Origin of the sequence: Rhizobium subbaraonis (assembly GCF_900220975.1) — a bacterium.
Lineage (GTDB): Bacteria > Pseudomonadota > Alphaproteobacteria > Rhizobiales > Rhizobiaceae > Mycoplana > Mycoplana subbaraonis.
On record NZ_OBQD01000003.1, the window covers coordinates 75,627 to 95,014 of the forward strand.

Sequence of the window (19,388 nt, forward strand, 5' to 3'; positions counted from 1 at the left end):
GGCCATCGGCCGGGGCTCTTTGCGTCGCTGCGAGAGCTGATTACTTTGCTGCAGCGTTGTACTTGGCATCCACCTCGTTGATCGCCTTGACGTTACCGGCCGAACGGCCGTTTTCGTCGAAGGTCTGCGCGAGGTAGGCGTCGGCAATGGCCTTGGCCAGTTCCGGGCCGATTACCCGCGATCCCATGGTGATGATCTGGGCGTTGTTGGAAAGTGCGGCGCGCTCGGCCGAATAGGTGTCGTGCGTCAGCGCGGCGCGAATGCCCGGCACCTTGTTGGCGGCGATGCAGACGCCGATGCCGGTGCCGCAGACGAGGATGGCGCGGTCGTATTCGCCGGCGATGACGGCGGAGCCGACACGGTCGGAGAGGCTGGCGTAGAAGGCGTCCGGGCCGGCGTCGGTGCGCGAGACTTCGTGCACCTCGTGGCGGTCCTTGAGGTAGTCGGCGAGTACCTTTGCGAGGCCTTCGCCCGCGCTGTCACCGGCAATAGCGAGTTTCATGAGAGATCTCCTTTCAGATCTTTGCGGCGCAACGCGCCAGGATGTCGAGATAGCCCTCAACCTTCCAGGCTGAGCGGCCGATGAAAAGCCCGTCTATGTTCGGGCAGGCGATCAGTTCCTCGCAGTTCTGCGGGTTTACCGAACCGCCGTAGAGGCAGGGAATGCGGCGGCCGAGAACGTCTTCCGCCACCTTGGCGATCTCGGCATGGCGCGCGTCGGCATAGTCGGCGGTCGCCGGGATACCCTTTTCGCCGATCGCCCAGACGGGCTCGTAGGCCAGCAGGATTTGGGCCTCTTTCTGCGCCCCCTCGAGCTTGGCGAGCGCACCGCGCACCTGTTTGGCCAGCACTTCGGCGGCGTTGCCGCTCTCGCGGTCAGCAAGCGTCTCGCCGATGCAGATCAGAGGCACCAGGCCGTGGCGAACGGCCGCTTCCGTCTTGAGGCCGACCGTCTCGTCGGTCTCGCCGAAATGCTCGCGGCGCTCGGAATGGCCGAGCTCGACGAGATCGAGATTGCAGTCCTTCAGCATGACCGGGGAGACCTCGCCGGTCCAGGCGCCCTCGTCGGCCCAATGCATGTTCTGTGCACCGACCTTGACGGAGGTGGCCGACAGCATCGCTTTGACCTCGCGCACAGCGGTGAACGGCGGAATGACGAAGCGCTGGATGCGGGCGTCGCGGCTGCCGTCGGCAGCCTTCAGGCCTTCGGCGAAGATCTTCGCCTCCGCCAGCGTCTTGTTCATCTTCCAGCTCGTACCGACCCAGAACGTCCGGCTTTGGCTCATGTCGTTGTCTCCTTTGCGATCCTGACCGCCGTTCCGCCGCCGTCCAGTTCGGCTGCGGTGTCGGGGGGCAGGGGTTTGTCGGATATGATCGTGTCGAATTCGGCGAGGTCGGCAAGGACATGCAGCGCCGTGTGGCCAAAGCGGCGGCTGTTGATCACGAGGCACTTCTGGCCGCTCGCGGCCATCATCGCCTGCTTTGAGCGGACCACCGCTTCGTCCATGTGATAGGCGAGCCGGCCCGAAGCGGCGGGCGCGGAAATAAAGGCGATATCTGCACGCAGACGCGACAGGGCGGCTTCCGTGACGATGCCGAAATAGGCGTTGAACTTGGCGGAATAGACGCCGCCCGTGCCCATCAGCGTCACTCCCGAGACGGTCCTGGCGCGCTCCATGATCGCGGCATTGTTGGTGATGATGGTGATCGGCTTCTTTTCGCAGAGGACGTCGCCGAGCACAGACGCCATCGAGCCGTCGTTGATCATCACGGTCATGCCGGGTTCCACCAGGCTTGCCGCTGTCTCCGCCAGCGCGCGCTTGACGTCGGATTCCTGCAGCTCGCGAAACCGGAAGTCGCTTTCGAATTGCGTGCCGGCATCGATCGTGGCGCCTCCGCGCACCTTGCGCAGTACGCCCGCGCGTTCGAGATCGTCGAGATCGCGATGGATGGTCATCTTGGAAACGCCGAAGCGCGCCGCGATGTCGTCGAGTTCGACGGCCCGGCTTTCGACCAGAAGATTGATGATCTCCTGCCTGCGCTCTTCCCGTTTCACCGCGCTCTCCATGTTACGCCGCTGCCGGCTATAGCATTGTTCATGGTGAATTATAACATAAATTTTGTGATTTTGTGACTTTCCTCACGTGGAGCTTTGCAGCAACTGACGCGCGGTGCGCTCGTCCGTGATCAGCCCGTGGAGCTTGTGGCTGTGCAGCACGGCGCGGATCGCCTCGGTCTTCAGCGGGCCGCCCGCAATGGCGACGATTCGGTCCTTGCCGGTCTCGGAGAATGACGCCGCAAGCGTTCTCGCCGTCACCGATGTTTCGAGGATGCGGCCCTTGCTGTCGAAGAAGTGGCCAAGCAGTTCGCCGATGCCGCCGAGGGCTGCGATCTCCTCCAGTTCGTCCGGCTGCAGCATGCCCGATTTGACGAGATGCGCCTGGTTGTCGACGGTGCCGATGCCGACGATCTTGAGGTCGGCGCTGCGAGCGAGGTCGAACACCTCGCTGACGCCACGCTGCGAGAGCAGCACTTCGCGGTCTTCCTCGGTATTGGCGAAGAAGGGGACGGGCATCACATAGGCCTGCGTGCCGGTCTTCTCGGCCAGGCGATGCATGACGTCGTAGGGGTTTGCGGCATAGTTGCGGGTGAGACCTCCGAGCAGCGAGACAAAGCGTGCCCCGCCGGCGGCGATGCGCGGCAGATGATGAACGGCGGCCGAAAGCGTGCGGCCATGCCCGAAACCGATGACGGACGCTTCGCCCCGTTCGATCTCGCGCTTCAGGAAGTTCGCGCCTGCGTGACCCAGCGTCGTCAGTGCCAGCGGGTCGTCGTCGATATCCGGCGACACCTCGCAATAGTCGAGCCCATAACGGGTCGAAAGCTCGACCTCCAGGTTGGCGCATTCGGCAATCTCGCCGTCGATGCTGACCTTGACCACGCCATCGGCGACGGCCCGGGCGATCAGCCGATGCGCCTTGACGGAGGGAACCCCGAGCCTTTTTGCGACGGCGGACTGGGTGAACCCGCCGACGTAATGCAGCCAGGCGGCGCGGACGGCGAGAGATTCTTCATTGTCGGTCATCGCGATGTCCTGTCCTGCTCTGCAACCTGGGGCGGTCTTCAGGCCAAGTCTTAGGACATTTCCGCTTTTCCCCGAAAGTGCCCCAACTCTTTGTTTTGTCACAAATCCGCACGCAATTTTTCGCCGTGCGTCCTGGCCTGGTTGCATCCGCCTTGCCGATGGCCGCGTGACAGCTAGCCGAACTTCAGATCGGACGCGCCGGTATCGATATGCGGAGCCCAGAAGGCGATGCTCTCGGCGATCTGCGCGACGACCTGCCGGTCGTTCGGCTCGCGTTCCTTGAAGGAAAGTTCAAGGCAGATCTCGTTGTCGATAGCGCCGCCCTCGGCAAAGGCCGTCAGCAGCGGTTCCGGCTGGATGCGGCCCCTGGCGTTGAACTCCGCCGTAAACGGGCGGTGGCCGCCCTTGTCCATCAGGCTCTGCTTGATGTGGATGATCGGTGAGACCTTCGGCACGGCGCGGGCCCAGGCATAGGGCTCGTAATCGTCGGGGTTTGCGGAGGTGACGTCGCCATGGTCGATGTCGGCCATCATCCACATGGGTATGGCCATGTTCGCAGACGTCAGCCGATCCTGAAGCGACAGGCAGGCCTCGATCGTCTCGCCGAATTCGCGGCCGATGCTCATCGGCTCCCAGAAGACATAGGAGAGGCCGGCAGACCTGGCGTGCTCGGCCACCTCCGCCCAGCAGTCGATGGCGATCTGTATCAACGCTTCGCGGCGGACCGGATCGTCAAAATCCCTGTAGGTGAAGATCGCGAACTGGGTGCCGACGGAGGACCCGCCGAGATCGCCAATGATGTCTGCGAAGGTCTTGAACCAGTCGACATAGTAGCGGCGCACGTCCGCGTCCGGATGGCCGAAATGGTTGAGCCTGCCATAGGGGCCGGTCATGCCCGAGGTGACACGCACGCCGGTGCGCTCCAGCGCCTTGTCCATCTGCCGCGTCAGGCGGCGGATCGTGGAGGCGCTCCAGCTCGGATTGATGAACTCGTGGGTGAGCTGTAGGTCGCGCAGCTTGAGATCGCGCGCGACTGTTTCGATCAGGTCATCGGGCTCGGCGAAGCGGTTGACCAGCGGATTGGTGTTGAGCGAGAGCGTCAGCGGCATGGTCGTCCTCAGGCAGCGGCAAGGCGGGCGGCATTGAACCAGTCGGCGAAGGCCGCGCGCTCGGCTTCCGTCAGGTGAAGGTAGTGTTTCGTGCGACGGTAGAGGATATCGTCGGCCGTCTGCGCCCATTCGTGGGCTGCGAGATAGCGGGCCTCGGCCTCGTAGAACTGGCCGCCGAAATGGCTGCCAAGGCCTTCGAGGCTGGTGGCGCCGGCAACGACGGCCTTCGTGCGCGTGCCGTAGAGGCGGCCATAGTGATGCACCAGCTTGCGCGGCATCCAGGGATAGGTGTCGCGCAAGCTGTTGGCGAAGGTCTCGTAGTCGGCGTTCGGCATGTCGCCGCCGGGAAGCGGAGCCTTCTCGGTCCAGTCGCCGCCCATGCTCGGGAAGACGTGCTTGAGGCGCTGCATGCCGCGCTCGGCAAGCTCGCGGAAGGTGGTGATCTTGCCGCCGAAGACGTTGAGCAGCGGCGCACCGCCGGTCTCGTCAAGGTCGAAGACGTAGTCGCGGGTGACGGCGGACGGATTGCCCTTGCCGTCGTCGAACAGCGGGCGCACGCCGGAGAAGGAGTGCAGCACATCCTGCCGGCGCAGCTTTTCCTTGAAGTAGCGGTTGACCGCCTTCAGCAGATAATCGATTTCCCCCTCATCGGCCGAAACGTCCTCGGCGCGGCCTTCGTAGGCGATGTCGGTGGTTCCGATCAGCGCCTTGTCCCCTTCGTAAGGGTTGATGAAGATGACGCGCTTGTCGTGGTTCTGTACCAGATAGGCATTCGAGCCCGACCAGAACTTCGGAACGATGATATGGCTGCCCTTGACGAGGCGCACATTGCGCGTGGAGTTGGAGCCGGCAACGCGATTGATGACGTCGGACACCCACGGGCCGGCACAGTTGACCACGCATTTTGCGCGGAAAGTGCGGGTTTCGCCGGTCACACTGCTTTTGGTCGCGACGGTCCAGGCGCCGTTTTCACGGCGGGCGGAGGCGGCAGGCGAGCGCGTCAGCACAACGGCGCCCTTTTCGGCGGCACCGATTGCGTTCAGCGTCACGAGGCGGGCGTCGTCCACCCAGCAGTCGGAATATTCGAAGCCGCGCGCATACTGGTCGAGGATCGGCGTGCCCTCGGGGTCGCGCGTGAGGTCGAGCGTGCGCGTGCCGGGCAGCTTCTTGCGGCCACCGAGGTGGTCGTAGAGGAATAGGCCGAGGCGGACGAGCCAGGCGGGACGATCCTCGGGGCTATGCGGCAGCACGAAGCGCATCGGCCAGATGATGTGCGGGGCGGCATTCAGCAGCACCTCGCGCTCGATCAGCGCCTCGCGCACCAGACGAAACTCGTAATATTCGAGATAGCGCAGACCGCCGTGCACCAGCTTGCCGGAGCGCGACGAGGTGCCCTCGGCAAGGTCGTCCTTCTCGCAGAGCACGACCTTCAGGCCGCGCCCCGCCGCGTCGCGGGCAATGCCGGCGCCGTTGATGCCGCCGCCGATCACGAAGAGGTCGATAGGTTCGGGCTCGTTCATCTCAATCTCCTTCGACGCCACCTGCGGGGCGGCGCAAACGTGTTCTTCAGCGTGCGGCCAGGATGTCCCAGGCGGGCGCGATCCCCCGGCGCACGTCCGAATAGGCGGCAAACAGGCGCGTCATGCGTTCGGTGTCTTCAGGCTTCGGCCGCTCGGCTGCGCCAAGCTCCGGCGTGACCCAGTCGGCAATGCAGTCGTCCATGGTGCGGTAGGCGCCGATGGCGACGGCGGCCATCATCGAGGCGCCGGCAGCACCCGCTTCCTCGCGCGTGCTGACGCGGACAGGCGCGCCGAGTGCGGCACCAAGCGTCGCGCGCAGCGAGGCGGAGCGCGCGGCACCGCCGCTCACGCGCAATTCCGACGGCAGGGCGCCCATCGCGGCATAGCAATCGCGCGTCGCCATGCCGAGGCCTTCCACGACGGCGCGCACGAGGTCCGGATAGCGATGGCGGCTGGCAAGGCCGGTGAAATTGGCGCGGGCGCGGGCGTTGACGAAAGGACCGCGCTCGCCGGCCTCGGAGATATAGGGGTGATAGAGGATGTTGCCGGGCTTGCTCATGGCAAACCACTGGTCGACGCGACCGATCATGTCGTTGAGCCCGACGGTGACGCCGAACTCGCCGAGCAGGTCGACGCCGAGCTGGAGCAGCCAGTCGAGGTTGATCGTTGCACCCATGTTCGTCTGCACCTGGGTGACGATGCCGGGGATCGGCAGCGCAATGACATAGCCGGTGCGCTCTGTGTTCAGCACCACTTCGGAGACGGGTTTTGCCAGAAGATGCACGCCGGTCGAGCCGATGGCGGAGCAGGCGGCGTTGCGGCCTTCGCTGCGCACGCCCGCGCCGAGCGCCGTCATGCACATGTCGACATAGCCGAGGCAGACAGGCGTTCCGGCCTTGAGGCCCGAGGCGGCGGCTGCCTCTGCCGTCAGCGGATGGACTGTTTCCGTGCCTTCAATCACCTCCGGCAGCAGGTTGCGGCGATGGCTGAGGCCGAGCGCGGCCAGCACGTCGGTGTCATAGTCGCGGGTGCGGAAATTGCCGAAGGTGAAGCTGACTTCGGAAGGATCGGTCGCGCGGATGCCAGTCAGGTTCAGATAGAGCCAGTCCTTGCAGTGCATCGCCGTTTCGGCGCCGGCGAGCAGTTCCGGGAAATACCGATCCATATGGGCCAGCTGGGTACCCTGCTGGCAGGTGTTGAGGCCCGTGCCGGTCGCGGCGAACCGGGCGCGATCGCCATCGGACGCGGCAAGGCGCTCGACTGTGGGGGCCGCGCGGGCGTCGAGCCAGAGCCAGGCATCACCGGCCGGGCGGTTTCCCGCGCCGACGAGCCAGGTGCCGTCGCCCTGGGCGGTAACGGCGATGGCGGCGGTACGATCGGCGAGGCGTTCGACCTTTTCGGCGAGCCCGCGCAGAGCGCGCGTGCAGTCGAGCCAGGTCTGGTCCAGCGACTGGGTTACGGACCCGTCTTCTCCGGATTGATAGGTGTTGCGCACGGAGGCGGTGGCGATCTGACGGCCGGAAAGGGTGAAGGCGACCGCCTTCATGACGGACGTGCCGGCATCGATGCCGATGATCAGGTCTGTGGCCTCAGCCATGGCGCGAACCTGCGGCTCCCGCGAGGGCCTTCATCGCCTCGCCTTTCTCGAAACAGAGCATTGGATCCTCCCGATCGTCGCTTCGGCAAATCCGATGGGGCCTGCGGGCCGACATCCCGCCAGCCTGGAGAAGCCATCATAAACCTCCCGAACATCACACGAGAACATACCACAAAGTTATCGTGTGTCTCGAAAAAATTTTCGCACCAAGAATTTTTTTTCAGGTATGATGGATCATGTCGTGAGCAATGAGGGAGTGGAATTGCATCGCGCTCACGAGCCCCCGCTCTTGGAGTTTATGGGCCGCCTCGAGGGGAAGGTTGTGCGTCGGTGGGCGCTTCCCTGCGAATTTTTAATATATTAATTAATAGCTTGAGGAAATTTGAATGTCGTCCTTCTGGTGGCGCCTGCCTTGAATGGCGGAGCCCATCCTGTCGGTTCCCTTTCTCTCCGCTGTTGCGCAATTGTGATTGAAGGAGAAGGTGACGTGATCTGTTTGCCGAAAAAGATCCATTGACAGCCTGTGTTAAGTTAACATATATACTGCCACTTATAACACGCAGATATCGCAATTGCGAAGAAGCGTGCAATGCAGCGCAAGGCAGGTGAGGAGATCTGGCCGGCGCCGTTCATGGGAGGACATCATGACATGTTCTGTTTGGAAGCCATCGATGCCCGGCGATCGCGCCGCAGGCAGTTCTTTCGGCAAATTCCGGCCGCCGTCTCTCCGTGCGCGTTCCCGCTGAAGCTTCCATCATCCAAACGCAAGGCCAACCGACATGACTGACGCCACGCTATCGAAATCGCCCCAGTCCGCGCGAAGCTACCGCTGGATCGGCATCGCCGCCGCCGTCATCCTGGTCGGCGCGATGGCCTTCGACACGAAGATCGTGCGCATCGGCTCCGAGGACGACGTCCAGGTGCAGAAGTTCTCCCCGGAAACCTTCGGCGCCGAGCAGTTCCCGGTTATCAAGCAGAACGTGGAAACGCGTGCTGCCGATGCGGTCGAGTTGGCACAGGCGATCGCCGGCGACAGGAAGGCGGCGGGCGAGAAGTTCGGTGTCGCCACCTCCACCGGTCCGGTGTTCCCGGTAAAGTTCACCGGCGTCGTCGGCGAGCGCAAGGCGAACTACAACGTCGTCGCCGTCGAAGGCCTTCCGGCCGAACTGACCGTGCGCGTACAGACCGGCCCGGCCCTCAACGGCACCGACCTGCGCGATGCGACCGGTCAGATCGAGTTCGGCCAGTTCAAGAACCAGATCGAGTACCAGGACGCCGGATCCGCCATCAATAACGAGGTCAAGAAGGTGGTTCTCGGCGGCATCGATCCGGCCGCGCTGACCGGCAAGACGGTTTCCGTCATCGGCGTCTTCAAGCTGGTCAATCCGAAGAGCTGGATTGTCACGCCGGTGAGGATCGACGTCCAATGAGCGCGCTCGCCGAAACCGGTCAGAAGGGCGAAGTCGTGCTTGCCGCGCGCAACGTGGCCAAGTCCTACGGCAACGTCCACGCCCTCAAGGGCGTCAATTTCGACATTCATCGCGGCCAGGTGACGACGCTGTTCGGCGAGAACGGCGCCGGCAAGTCGACGCTGATGAAAATCCTCTCCGGCGTGGTGCAGCCCACGTCGGGCGAAATCGTTCTCGATGGAGAAGCGATCGCTTTCGCGTCATCCTCCCAAGCACGCGACCGCGGGATCTCCATCATCCATCAGGAACTCAGCCTCGCGCCGAACATGAATGTTCGCGACAACATCTTCATGGGGCGCGAGATCATGACGGCGACGGGCGTGGACTTCGCCGAGGAAGAGCGCCAGACGCGCCTGCTGATGGAGGAGCTCGAAGAGGACATCGATCCCCTCACGCCCGTGGAAGACCTGCGCCTCGGCCAGCAGCAGATCGTGGAGATCGCCCGGGCGCTTTCGGTCAATTCGCGCATCCTGATCATGGACGAGCCGACCTCGGCGCTGTCGGCCTCGGAGGTCGATGTGCTGTTCAAGGTCATTCGCGACCTCACCAACCGCGGCGTGTCGATCGTCTACATTTCCCACCACCTCGAAGAGGCCCTGCAGATCACCAACCATGCCGTCGTCCTGCGCGACGGCACCATGACAGCCTATGCCGAGCGCAAGGACATCGACCTCGAGTGGATCGTCCGCCACATGGTCGGCGATAACTTCGACCTCGGATCGCCGCCGTCCGGCTACGACAAGGGCGATGTGGCCCTTTCGATCGAGGGCCTGACGGTGCCCGATCCCGGTGGCGCCGACTATTCGGTCGTCGACGGGCTTTCGCTTTCGGTGCGCGCGGGCGAGATCGTCTGCATCTACGGCCTCATGGGCGCCGGCCGCACCGAACTGCTCGAGACCGTCGCAGGCCGCCTCAAGCCGTCATCCGGAAGCGTCAAGCTGAAGGGCAGGGACGTCACCGGCCAATCGATCGCCGCCTGCATTCGCGACGGTCTCGTGCTGGTGCCGGAAGACCGCCAGCGTGACGGCCTCGTCCAGACCATGACGGTCGGTCGCAACCTGTCGCTCGCCAGCCTCGGCGCCTTCACGCGCGGGCTGTTCACGTCAGCCGCACGCGAACTCGACCTGGTTGGCGACGCTATCCGCAAGGTGCACATCAAGACCGACGGCGGCGCTGCCCCGATCGGCTCGCTCTCCGGCGGCAACCAGCAGAAGGTTGTCATCGGCAAGATGCTGGCGACCAATCCAGAGGTGATCCTGCTCGACGAGCCGAGCCGCGGCATCGACATCGGCGCCAAGGCGGAGGTTTTCAAGCTGCTCGCCGAACGGGCGAAGCAGGGTCTCGCCGTCGTCTACACCACCTCCGAGGTCGGCGAGTGCCTCAGCATCGCCCACCGCATCATCGTCATGCGGCGCGGCCGCATCTCCGCAGAATTCGGTCCCGACGTGACCAAGGAACAGATCATGGCCGCCTCCGGCGAAGCCGTGCATGCCCATTAGGAGCGCCGAGCAATGTCAGTCACACCCGCAATAGACACCAAGGCAGCGGCGAACGGCAGCAAGCGCAAGAAGAGCCTTGTCGAGCTTCTGTTCGAAGGGCGCGCCTTCTTCGCGCTGATCGCCATCGTCGTCGTCTTCTCCTTGATGTCGCCGAACTATTTCACGGTCAGCAATTTCCTGATCATGGCCTCGCATGTCGCCATCTTCGGCCTGCTCGCCATCGGCATGCTGCTCGTCATCCTCAACGGCGGCATCGACCTTTCCGTCGGTTCGACGCTCGGCCTTGCCGGCGTGGTCGCAGGCTTCCTCATGCAGGGCGTGGTGCTGCCGCAACTGGGTGTGATCCTCTACCCGTCCGTCTGGGTCGTCGTGATCCTGACCTGCCTGCTCGGCGCCGTCGTCGGCGCGGTCAACGGCGTGCTGATCGCCTATCTGCGCGTGCCCGCCTTCGTCGCCACGCTCGGCGTGCTGTATGTCGCCCGCGGCATCGCACTCCTGATGACGAACGGCCTGACCTACAACAATCTCGGCGGCCGTCCGGAGCTCGGCAACACCGGCTTCGACTGGCTCGGCTTCAACCGTCTCGGCGGCATTCCCATCGGCGTCATCGTTCTGCTCGTCTTCGCGGTCGTCTGCCACATCCTTCTGACACGCACGGCTTTCGGCCGCTGGCTCTACGCGTCGGGCGGCAACGAGCGTGCAGCCGAACTCTCCGGCGTGCCGGTCCGGCGCGTGAAGATCACCGTCTACGTGCTTTCCGGCATCTGCGCGGCCGTCGCCGGCCTGGTGCTGTCATCGCAGCTGACGTCTGCGGGGCCGACGGCGGGCATGACCTACGAACTGACGGCGATTGCCGCCGTGGTCATCGGTGGCGCCGCTTTGACGGGCGGCCGCGGCACGGTGATCGGAACCATGCTCGGCGCCTTCGTGATCGGCTTCCTTTCTGACGGCCTCGTGATCATCGGTGTCTCGGCTTACTGGCAGACGGTTTTCACCGGCGCCGTGATCGTTACCGCCGTTCTCCTGAACAGCATCAAATACGCTCGCCGCTGACCAGGCGGCGGCCGACTGGAACTGACCGCGACCGGGAGAGGTGGACCGCCCAGTGGCCCGGCAGCGGAAAGTATCGCCGAAAACCGGCGCAACCGAACTCAACAATGGGAGTGAGACCATGATCAAAAAAGGAATGCGTGTACTCTTCGCTGCAACCGCCGTCGTGCCGCTGCTGTTCAGCACCGCCTGGGCGGAAGGTCTGATGACGATCATCGTCAACGATCCGTCCAATCCCTACTGGTACACCGAAGGCGAAGTTGCCAAGGCAACCGCCGAAAAGCTCGGCTACACCGCCAATGTTGCCGCCCACAAGGGTGACACCAACACCGAGAGCAACCTGATCGATACCGCGATCACCAACAAGTCGGTCGCGATCATCCTCGACCCGGCAAATGCCGATGGCTCGGTCGGTGCGGTGAAGAAGGCCGTTGCCGCCGGCATTCCGGTTATTCTCGTCAACGCCGAGATCAACCAGGAAGGCCTTGCCAAGGCGCAGCTCGTCTCGAACAACGCCCAGGGTGCCGCCATCGGCGCCCAGCAGTGGGTCGAAGCGGTTGGAGACAAGGGCAAGTACGTCGAGCTTTTCGGTGCGCCGGCCGACAATAACGCGGCAACCCGCTCGAACGGCTATGAGACCGTCCTGACCCAGTATCCGGACCTCGAGAAGGTCGGCCGCGAAGTGGCTGACTGGGATCGCACCAAGGGCCACGCCAAGATGCAGTCCCTGCTGCAGGCCAACCCCGACATCATCGGCGTCATCAGCGGCAACGACGAAATGGCGCTGGGTGCCATTGCCGCGCTGAAGGAAGCCGGCAAGCTCGAACAGGTGAAGGTCGGCGGTTTCGACGGTTCTCCGGACGCTGTCGCTGCCATCAAGGCCGGTGAACTGCAATACACCGTTCTGCAGCCGGTCGCCGTCTTCTCGGAAGCGGCCGTGAAGCAGGCCGACAACGTGATCAAGACGGGCAGCACCGGTGCCGACAGCGAAAAGCAGCTGTTCGATTGCCTGCTGATCACCAAGGACAATGTCGACAAGTATACCGCTCCGTTCGTCCTGAGCGAGTAATCAAGTCCGGGAGCGCCCTCCGGGCGCTCCCGATTCACAGGCCTTGGGCTAACCCCTGGGCCAGCTTGGCATTTTCCTTGCCGCCCGATACGAGATACGAAACTCTCACCTCGAAGCATGGCAGGGTCTCCCGTGAACAGGAAAGTCGACGTCAAGGATTTGCTTTCGGAAGAGCTGCCGAGCGACAGCCGGCACGCGCGCCAGCTTGCGCGGCGCCAGATGATCGCCGAAACGGTTATCGCCGAGGGCTCGATCCGCATCGAGGACCTGACCGAACGGTTCGGCATCAGCCTGATGACGGCGCACCGGGATGTCGACGAGCTCGTCAGCCGCGGTCTGTTCCGCAAGACGCGGGGCATCGTTTCCGCCGCGCCCACGAGCCTCATCGAATCCTCCGACGTCTATCGGGCGACGAAGCAGGCCAAGGAGAAGAAGGCGATCGCCGAAGCGGCGATGCAGTTCGTGGAGCCGGGGCAGGCGATCTTCATGGACGATGCCACGACCGTCCACGAGATGACCCGGTATTTGCCGGTAAAGGTGCCCTTGACGGTCATTACCAATTCGCTCGTCCTCATCAACGAGCTGAAGGAGGTGAGCGATCTCAACCTGATCGGGCTCGGCGGGCAGTTCCATCACTGGTGCAATGCCTTCATGGGGCACATCACCACCAACGAGATTCGCCGCCTGCGCGCAGATACCGTCTTCATGTCCCTGTCGGCGATCGTGGACGATGTCGTCTATCACCAGTCGCCGGACACGGTGGAAACCAAGCGGGCGATGTTCGAAAGCGCCGCACGGCGCGTGCTTCTGGCCGACCACACCAAATTCGAGCGGCGCGCGCTGCACCACTTCGCGACGCTCCAGGAATTCGACGCTGTGATCGTCGACGAGGATATCCCGATCTCCCACCTGTCGCGCATGCGATCGAAGGGGATCAACGTCATTGTGGCGGACGGAGCACGGTCCGGCTGAGGAGCCCGCTGCCGCGGATTCCTGATGTCGGGTGCCGTTTCTCCTTCGCTTGAGCATGGAGACAACGATGCCCTGCATCATGGGTATAGACAGCGGCCTGACGGTGACGAAGGCCGTCATCTTCGACGCGGACGGCACGGTCCTTTCCATCGCACGGCGGCGCGTTCCCCAGCTGATCCCGGCACCGCAGCACGTCGAGCGCGACATGGACGGTCTCTGGGCCGCCACGGCGGACGCCATACGGGAGGCTGTTTCCGCCTGCGGCCGTCCCGCCTCCGATATCGTTGCAATCGCCGCCACGGCCCATGGCGACGGGATCTATCTCCTGGACGAAGACAGGAGGCCGCTGGGCCCCGCCATCGTCTCGCTCGACACGCGCGCCGGCGCCATTGCCGATGCCTGGAACGAGGGCGAGGTCGGCGCCCGTTCGCTGGAGCTGACCGGCCAGCGGCCGCACGCCTCGGCACCGTCCGCCATTCTGCGCTGGATCCGCGAGCATCAGCCGGAGCGCTATGCGCTCATCGCCCATTTCATCGCGGCAAAGGACTGGCTACGCTTCTGCCTCTGCGGCTCGGTGGGCACGGACCGGACGGAAGCCAGCACCTCCTTCACCGATGTCCGGACGCAGGACTACGCCAACGAGGCGTTTCACCTGTTCGAACTTGACCGGCTTGCCGGACGGCAGCCGCCAATGGCCGCCTCGACGGACATCGTCGGGGGGGTGACGGCGGAGACGGCGCGCCTGACCGGGCTCGTGGAGGGTACGCCGGTCATGGCCGGCCTTCATGACGTCACCGCCTCCGCGCTCGGAATGGGGGGCTACGGTGAGGGCGTCGTCGCCGTCATCGCGGGCACCTATTCGATCAACGAGACCGTTTCGCGCACGCCGAAGGTCGATGGCCGCTGGTTCTGCCGCAATGGCATCCTGCCGGGTGAGTGGAACAACATGTCCATCTCGCCTGCGTCGACCGCCAACTACGACTGGTTCATCGAACAGTTCTGTGGCGCTGCCGCACAGCAGGCGGAAACGTCGGGCGAAAGCATCCATACGATCGTCGGGCGGGAATTCGAGGCTGCACGCCAGCGCCCGTCGAGCGTCTTCTTCCATCCCTACCTCTTCGGCTCTCCGTTTGCCGGCGCTTCGAGCGCCGGCTTCTACGGGCTCAATGCCTGGCACGACCGCGGCGATATGGTGCGCGCGGTGCTGGAAGGGATCGCCTTCAACCACCGCGTCCATGTCGATGCCCTGCGCGACGGCTTTGCGCCGACATCCGCGCGGCTGACCGGTGGCGTGTCGCGCAACCCCGCCATGGCCGGCCTCTTCGCCGATATCCTCGGCCTGCCGGTCACGGCGACACGGACGGAAGAGGCGGCCGCCTGGGGGGCGGCACTTTGCGCCGGGGCGGGCGCCGGGCTCTTTGCCTCGCCCACCGACGATCCCCGCGATCTCGCTTCGATCGAGACCACTCATCAGCCGGATCCCGACCGGCAGCGTGCCTATGACGAGAAGTACCGGGTCTTCCTCGACCTCGCCGAGGCCATGAAACCGCTCTGGCCGAGGCTGCGACGTCTCGGCGATGCCGAGAAGTAACAGGAATACCACATGACGGAAATGACAGCCGGTGCGGTCGAGACCTTCGACGTCATCATCCTTGGCGCGGGCATCAACGGAGCGGGTCTCTTCCGCGACCTCTGCCTGCAAGGCCTCAAATGCCTGATCGTCGACAAGGCCGATTTCGGGTCCGGCACCAGTGCCGCGCCGTCGCGCCTCATCCACGGCGGCATCAAGTACCTGGAAACCGGCGAACTGGGCCTCGTGGCGCAATCGACGCTGGAACGCAACCTGCTTTTGCGCAACGCGCCGCATTGCGTCGAGCCGCTGCCGACCTTTATTCCCTCCTTCTCGCTGACGAAGGGCGCATGGGCGGCATTGCGCACGCTGCTCGGCTCCACGACGGCTCCGCGCAGCCGCGGGGCGCTGTTGATCAAGATCGGGCTCGCCCTCTACGATCTCTACGGCGCGCGTCACCGCGTGATGCCGAAGCATCAGTTCTTCTTCCGCCGCAAGGCGCTCGAAGAAATGCCGGAAATCACGCCGCGCATCGTTGCGGGCGGCATCTACTACGACGCCAAGATCAGCCGGCCGGAACGGCTTGTCTGGGAACTGGTGCGCGACGGTCTCGACGCCAGCCCGTCCTCCGGCGCCATGAACGGCACGACGCTGCTCGGGCAGGAAGGCGGCGTGCTCCGCTTGCGTGACGCGCGCGGCGGTGAGCGGCAGGTGCGCGCGGGCATCGTGGTCAACGGCGCCGGCCCCTGGATCGACCATGTGAATGCGACGCTCGGCGTCCCCGGCAAACTCATCGGCGGCACGAAGGGCTCTCACATCCTGCTGAGACACCCGGAGCTGGTCAAAAGCCTCATGGGCCGGATGATCTATTTCGAGGCGGACGATGGGCGCATCTGCCTCGTCTACGACTTCCTCGGCCTCGCGCTCGTCGGCTCGACGGACATCAAGGCCGACAATCCGGACGCGGTGCGCTGCGAGGAGGACGAGATCGACTATTTCATCGCAAGCCTGCGCTCGCTTCTGCCGAAGCTGGATTTCGATCGCGACCAGATCGTCTACGCCTATAGCGGCATCCGCCCGCTGCCGGCGTCGGATGCCAGCAATCCCGGCCTGATCAGCCGTGACCATTCAGCACCGGTGGCGGAGCCGGTCGAGGGGCGACCGTTCTCCGTCATCTCGCTCGTCGGCGGCAAGTGGACGACGTTCCGCGGCTTTGCCGAGGAAGTGGCCGACACGATCCTGTCCCGCATGGGGAGAAACCGCAGAAAAAGCACGCAGATGCTGCCGATCGGCGGCGGACGCGCCTTTCCGGTGGACGAAGCGGCCCGGCGTTCGTGGGTCTCCGAGCGCTCGGGGAAAAGCGGCTTGTCCGCTGCCGGGGTCGATGCGCTTCTCGGCCGCTACGGGACAACGGCCGATGCTGTCCTCGCCCATATCGCGGCCACGGGAGACGCAGCGCTCACGCATGTCCAAGGCTATGGCCGCGCCGAGATCGACTGGATCGCGCGCAACGAGATGGTCGAGCATCTGGCCGATATCGTCATGCGCCGGACCACGCTTGCGATCGAGGGCAAACTTACGGCTGCCGGCCTCGACGAAATCGCATCCGTTGCTGCAGCGGCGCTGGGCTGGGACGAGGGCCGGAAGGCAGAAGAAATTGCGGCGGTCACGACGCAACTGACCGCGATCAACCGCGTCGGCCTTTGAGGTCTCGCCCCGTATTTGCCGCGCGATCATGCCCCACAAGCATCGCGGCACTTCGGGCCGGATGCCGCTTCGCCGTGCCGTTCCGGTCGAAAGCTGGTGTGGGGTCTTGTTCGTGCCGGGTCTCGACAAGCGTTTCGACGCAGGTTAGGCAGCCCGATCACTGCGGCGGGAAGAAGCCGCTGATTTTGCATGGATGGCCGGAACCAGCCCTGAACGGCGGGACAGGCGCTGTCGAAACTGTTCAGGAAAATCGCATGAAAAAGCAGGAAGTGACGCGCTCGTCCAATATCTGGATGGATTGTCCTGCCCGCTATGGTCTTGTCAGCCGCGTGTTGCATTGGGGAATGGCCTACCTGCTGATCTGGCAGTTCGCCATGATCCTGTGCTGGCGTGTCTTCGACGGCTCCGATCTGTTGAAGACGATCTCGTCCTATGGACCGGGACACGGCACGGCCGGTGCACTGACGATCTCTTTCGTCACCATCCGCGCGTTCTGGGCTTTCGCCAACAGCCACCGGCGGCCGACGCACGCGGGATGGGCGGGCCGGGCGGCCCTTGCCGGGCATGCCGGCCTCTATCTGCTGATGTTCGCCATCCCCGCACTGGCGCTGCTCAGGACTTATGGCAACGGCAAGGGCTGGAGCCTCTGGGGCGTGCAGATCGTTCCCGCCACCGGCGTGAAGGTGGACTGGATGACCGCACCGGCCAACGCCCTGCATGGAACTCTGGCCTGGCTGCTTCTTTGCGTGATCGCCGGCCACGTCGCAGTCGCACTCGTCCATCATTTCATCGGGCGCGACGATACCCTTGCCAGGATGGCGGGGCGATTGATGCACCGCCCGCAATCCGACGGAAATCCGGCTACCGCGCCCAGCAAGGTGTGAGAATGGGGAGCGCGCGGCCGTATAGCCGGCGCGCGAGGTTCTTCCGTCAGGTCCCCCTTGCGACCATCGTATAGATCTTTCGGGTCTGCGCGTGGATCGTCCACTCGCCGCGCCAGCCGAGCGGCAGCACGAACATCTCGCCGGCGCGGATTTCCCGGCTCGTGCCATCGGCATTGTGCAGCGTGACGTGGCCCGTCAGCAGGTGGCAGATCTCTGCGTTCTCGCTGCGGTCGGCGGTGAAGCGGCCGGGCGTGCATTCCCATACGCCGGTTTCCATCCTGCCCTCGGCGCTCGTCCACAGCGCCTTCGCCGCTTCCTGCTGCTCCCCTTCGATCGAGGTCGGCTTGGGGGCGAAGGGGCCGAGGTCGAGGCTCACGAGTTCACCAAAATTCTCAAAGCTGATCATTGTAGTCTACCCTGTTCTATCAGGCTGTGGCGCAGCGGCGCGGCCGCACGTGCCGGTGTGAGCGTCAATGTCCCGTGATCCTGTCGGCCAGGACGGCAAGCTTCGACGTCGTCGGCAGGCCGGCTTCCTCGCGCTCGTCGGCGATCCGGTAGAGCTGGTACATGGAGTGCACGCCCAGCCAGCGCAGCGGCTCGGGCTCCCATTTGCGTACCGTGCGGTTGACCCAGGGCAGGCTGACCAGTTCCGTGTCGCGCTTGAGCACGAGATCGGCAAGCGTGCGACCGGCCAGGTTCGAGCTCGACACGCCGAGGCCGACATAGCCGCCGGCCCAGCCGATGCCGGTTGCGGGATCGAAGCCTGCCGTCGTGCACCAGTCACGCGGCACGCCGAGGACGCCGCACCAGGCATGTTCGATCCGCAGCTTTTTCGTCTGCGGCAGGAGGCGCGTCAGGATCCGGTGGAGCTGGTCGATCGTCGCCTGCTGCGTCTGGCCGTTGACGTCCGTTGCAGATCCGTAACGATAGGGCACGCCGCGACCACCCATGGTGATGCGGCCCTCGCGGGTGCGCTGCGCATAGCAATAGGCGTGGGCGGCGTTGCCGAGCAGTTCGTGCCCCTCCCAGCCGATATCCTTCCACAGGTCATCCGGCACCGGCTCGGTGACGATCTGGGCGCTGTTCAACGGCAGCCAGGTCCGTTCATGGCCGGGCAGGCCGGCGGTGAAACCCTCGGTGGCGCGGATGACGACGGGAGCGCGAACCGTGCCGGATGCCGTCGTGACGCGTCCCTTTTCGAAGGCGGTCACCTCGGTGCCCTCGTAGATCGTCACGCCCAGGCGCTCGACCACGTCGGCAAGGCCCCGCACCAGCTTGGCCGGCTGGACGCGGGCCATGTCGCGAATGACGAAGGCGCCCTTGATATCGGCGATCCGGATGCGCTGTGAAGCTTCCTCGGCCGACAGCATGTCGATCCTTTCGCGCGGCATCTGCCAATCGAGATAGAACTGGTATTCCTCCCTGGCGCGCTCGAGCTGTGCGGCGTTGGTCGCGACCGTGATGTTGTCGGTGCGCAGGATGTCTGCATCGATGCCCTCTGCGGCTGCGACACGGATGACCTCGTCCACCGTCCCCGCCATGGCGCTCTGCATGTCGACCACGGCGCCGCGGCTGGATGTCTTGAGGTACTTCTCGCGAGACCAGCTGAAGCCGCCGGACAGCCAGCCGCCATTGCGTCCGGAGCCGCCGAAGCCGGCAAATTCCCGCTCGACCACGACGATGTTCAGCCGCGGGTCGGCCTTCTTCATGTAGTAGGCGGTCCAAAGGCCGGTGTAGCCGGCCCCGATGATGCAGACGTCCGCCTCGCGGTCGCCGGGCAGCGAGGGGCGTCTGGCCGGCAGCCCACCGATGTCGGCATACCAGAACGAGATGTTGCCGTTGGTCTTGGCTTGCATG

18 protein-coding genes are annotated in these 19,388 nt (G+C 64.6%); 9 read left to right on the forward strand and 9 right to left on the reverse strand.

Annotated elements, in window-relative coordinates; translation table 11 throughout:
- Positions 1–40 precede the first annotated feature (40 nt).
- From derI to CRO48_RS04925, 7 genes are all read right to left on the reverse strand, one after another.
- Positions 41–502 (reverse strand): D-erythrulose-4-phosphate isomerase, encoded by a 462-nt coding sequence (gene derI, locus CRO48_RS04895; RefSeq protein ID WP_097136883.1) that lies wholly within the window; start codon positions 500–502, stop codon positions 41–43.
- Positions 503–515: 13 nt separating this feature from the next.
- Complete coding sequence (locus CRO48_RS04900) at positions 516–1,286, reverse strand: triose-phosphate isomerase (protein ID WP_097136885.1); 771 nt, start codon at positions 1,284–1,286, stop codon at positions 516–518.
- Positions 1,283–2,056, reverse strand: coding sequence for a DeoR/GlpR family DNA-binding transcription regulator (locus CRO48_RS04905; RefSeq protein WP_097137472.1), 774 nt, complete (start codon positions 2,054–2,056; stop codon positions 1,283–1,285). Before CRO48_RS04905 ends, CRO48_RS04900 begins: the two co-directional genes overlap by 4 nt.
- Positions 2,057–2,140: 84 nt before the next feature.
- A complete protein-coding gene (locus CRO48_RS04910) occupies positions 2,141–3,085 on the reverse strand; it encodes a sugar-binding transcriptional regulator (RefSeq protein ID WP_097136886.1) in 945 nt (314 codons plus the stop codon).
- Positions 3,086–3,258: 173 nt separating this feature from the next.
- Positions 3,259–4,194: a sugar phosphate isomerase/epimerase family protein gene (locus CRO48_RS04915; RefSeq protein WP_097136888.1), complete on the reverse strand. Its 936-nt coding sequence runs from the start codon at positions 4,192–4,194 to the stop codon at positions 3,259–3,261.
- A gap of 8 nt (positions 4,195–4,202) precedes the next feature.
- Entirely contained in the window at positions 4,203–5,714 is a 1,512-nt protein-coding gene (locus tag CRO48_RS04920) for a glycerol-3-phosphate dehydrogenase (protein WP_097136890.1), read from the reverse strand.
- A gap of 46 nt (positions 5,715–5,760) precedes the next feature.
- On the reverse strand, positions 5,761–7,311 hold the full coding sequence (locus tag CRO48_RS04925; RefSeq protein WP_097136892.1) for an FGGY-family carbohydrate kinase: 1,551 nt from the start codon (positions 7,309–7,311) through the stop codon (positions 5,761–5,763).
- 589 nt (positions 7,312–7,900) lie between these two features.
- Between CRO48_RS04925 and CRO48_RS04930 the strand changes: the two genes are divergently transcribed.
- The 9 genes from CRO48_RS04930 to CRO48_RS04970 all read left to right on the forward strand — a co-directional run bounded on the left by CRO48_RS04930 (position 7,901) and on the right by CRO48_RS04970 (position 17,531).
- On the forward strand, positions 7,901–8,098 hold the full coding sequence (locus tag CRO48_RS04930; protein WP_097136894.1) for a hypothetical protein: 198 nt from the start codon (positions 7,901–7,903) through the stop codon (positions 8,096–8,098).
- Positions 8,091–8,741 (forward strand): DUF2291 family protein, encoded by a 651-nt coding sequence (locus CRO48_RS04935; protein ID WP_097136896.1) that lies wholly within the window; start codon positions 8,091–8,093, stop codon positions 8,739–8,741. The genes CRO48_RS04930 and CRO48_RS04935 overlap by 8 nt, the downstream gene beginning before the upstream one ends.
- Positions 8,738–10,279: a sugar ABC transporter ATP-binding protein gene (locus tag CRO48_RS04940; RefSeq protein WP_097136898.1), complete on the forward strand. Its 1,542-nt coding sequence runs from the start codon at positions 8,738–8,740 to the stop codon at positions 10,277–10,279. Before CRO48_RS04935 ends, CRO48_RS04940 begins: the two co-directional genes overlap by 4 nt.
- Before the next feature lie 12 nt (positions 10,280–10,291).
- A complete protein-coding gene (locus CRO48_RS04945) occupies positions 10,292–11,332 on the forward strand; it encodes an ABC transporter permease (RefSeq protein WP_097136900.1) in 1,041 nt (346 codons plus the stop codon).
- 118 nt (positions 11,333–11,450) lie between these two features.
- Positions 11,451–12,398, forward strand: coding sequence for a D-ribose ABC transporter substrate-binding protein (locus CRO48_RS04950; RefSeq protein WP_097136903.1), 948 nt, complete (start codon positions 11,451–11,453; stop codon positions 12,396–12,398).
- Between the two features lie 117 nt (positions 12,399–12,515).
- Positions 12,516–13,370 carry a DeoR/GlpR family DNA-binding transcription regulator gene (locus CRO48_RS04955; RefSeq protein ID WP_176526655.1) on the forward strand — a complete coding sequence of 285 codons (855 nt, stop codon included), beginning with the start codon at positions 12,516–12,518 and terminating at the stop codon, positions 13,368–13,370.
- Between the two features lie 67 nt (positions 13,371–13,437).
- A complete protein-coding gene (locus CRO48_RS04960) occupies positions 13,438–14,961 on the forward strand; it encodes an FGGY-family carbohydrate kinase (RefSeq protein WP_097136907.1) in 1,524 nt (507 codons plus the stop codon).
- Positions 14,962–14,973: 12 nt separating this feature from the next.
- Positions 14,974–16,647, forward strand: a complete 1,674-nt coding sequence (locus tag CRO48_RS04965) for a glycerol-3-phosphate dehydrogenase/oxidase (protein WP_097136909.1) — start codon at positions 14,974–14,976, stop codon at positions 16,645–16,647.
- Positions 16,648–16,901: 254 nt separating this feature from the next.
- The gene (locus CRO48_RS04970) at positions 16,902–17,531 is read left to right on the forward strand and encodes a cytochrome b (protein WP_210201975.1); all 630 of its coding nucleotides are present in this window, start codon (positions 16,902–16,904) and stop codon (positions 17,529–17,531) included.
- Positions 17,532–17,577: 46 nt separating this feature from the next.
- Here the strand turns inward: CRO48_RS04970 and CRO48_RS04975 are convergent, their stop codons facing one another.
- Positions 17,578–17,937, reverse strand: a complete 360-nt coding sequence (locus CRO48_RS04975) for a cupin domain-containing protein (RefSeq protein ID WP_097136911.1) — start codon at positions 17,935–17,937, stop codon at positions 17,578–17,580.
- A gap of 64 nt (positions 17,938–18,001) precedes the next feature.
- Positions 18,002–19,387 (reverse strand): NAD(P)/FAD-dependent oxidoreductase, encoded by a 1,386-nt coding sequence (locus CRO48_RS04980; RefSeq protein ID WP_097136913.1) that lies wholly within the window; start codon positions 19,385–19,387, stop codon positions 18,002–18,004.
- Position 19,388: the final 1 nt, after the last annotated feature.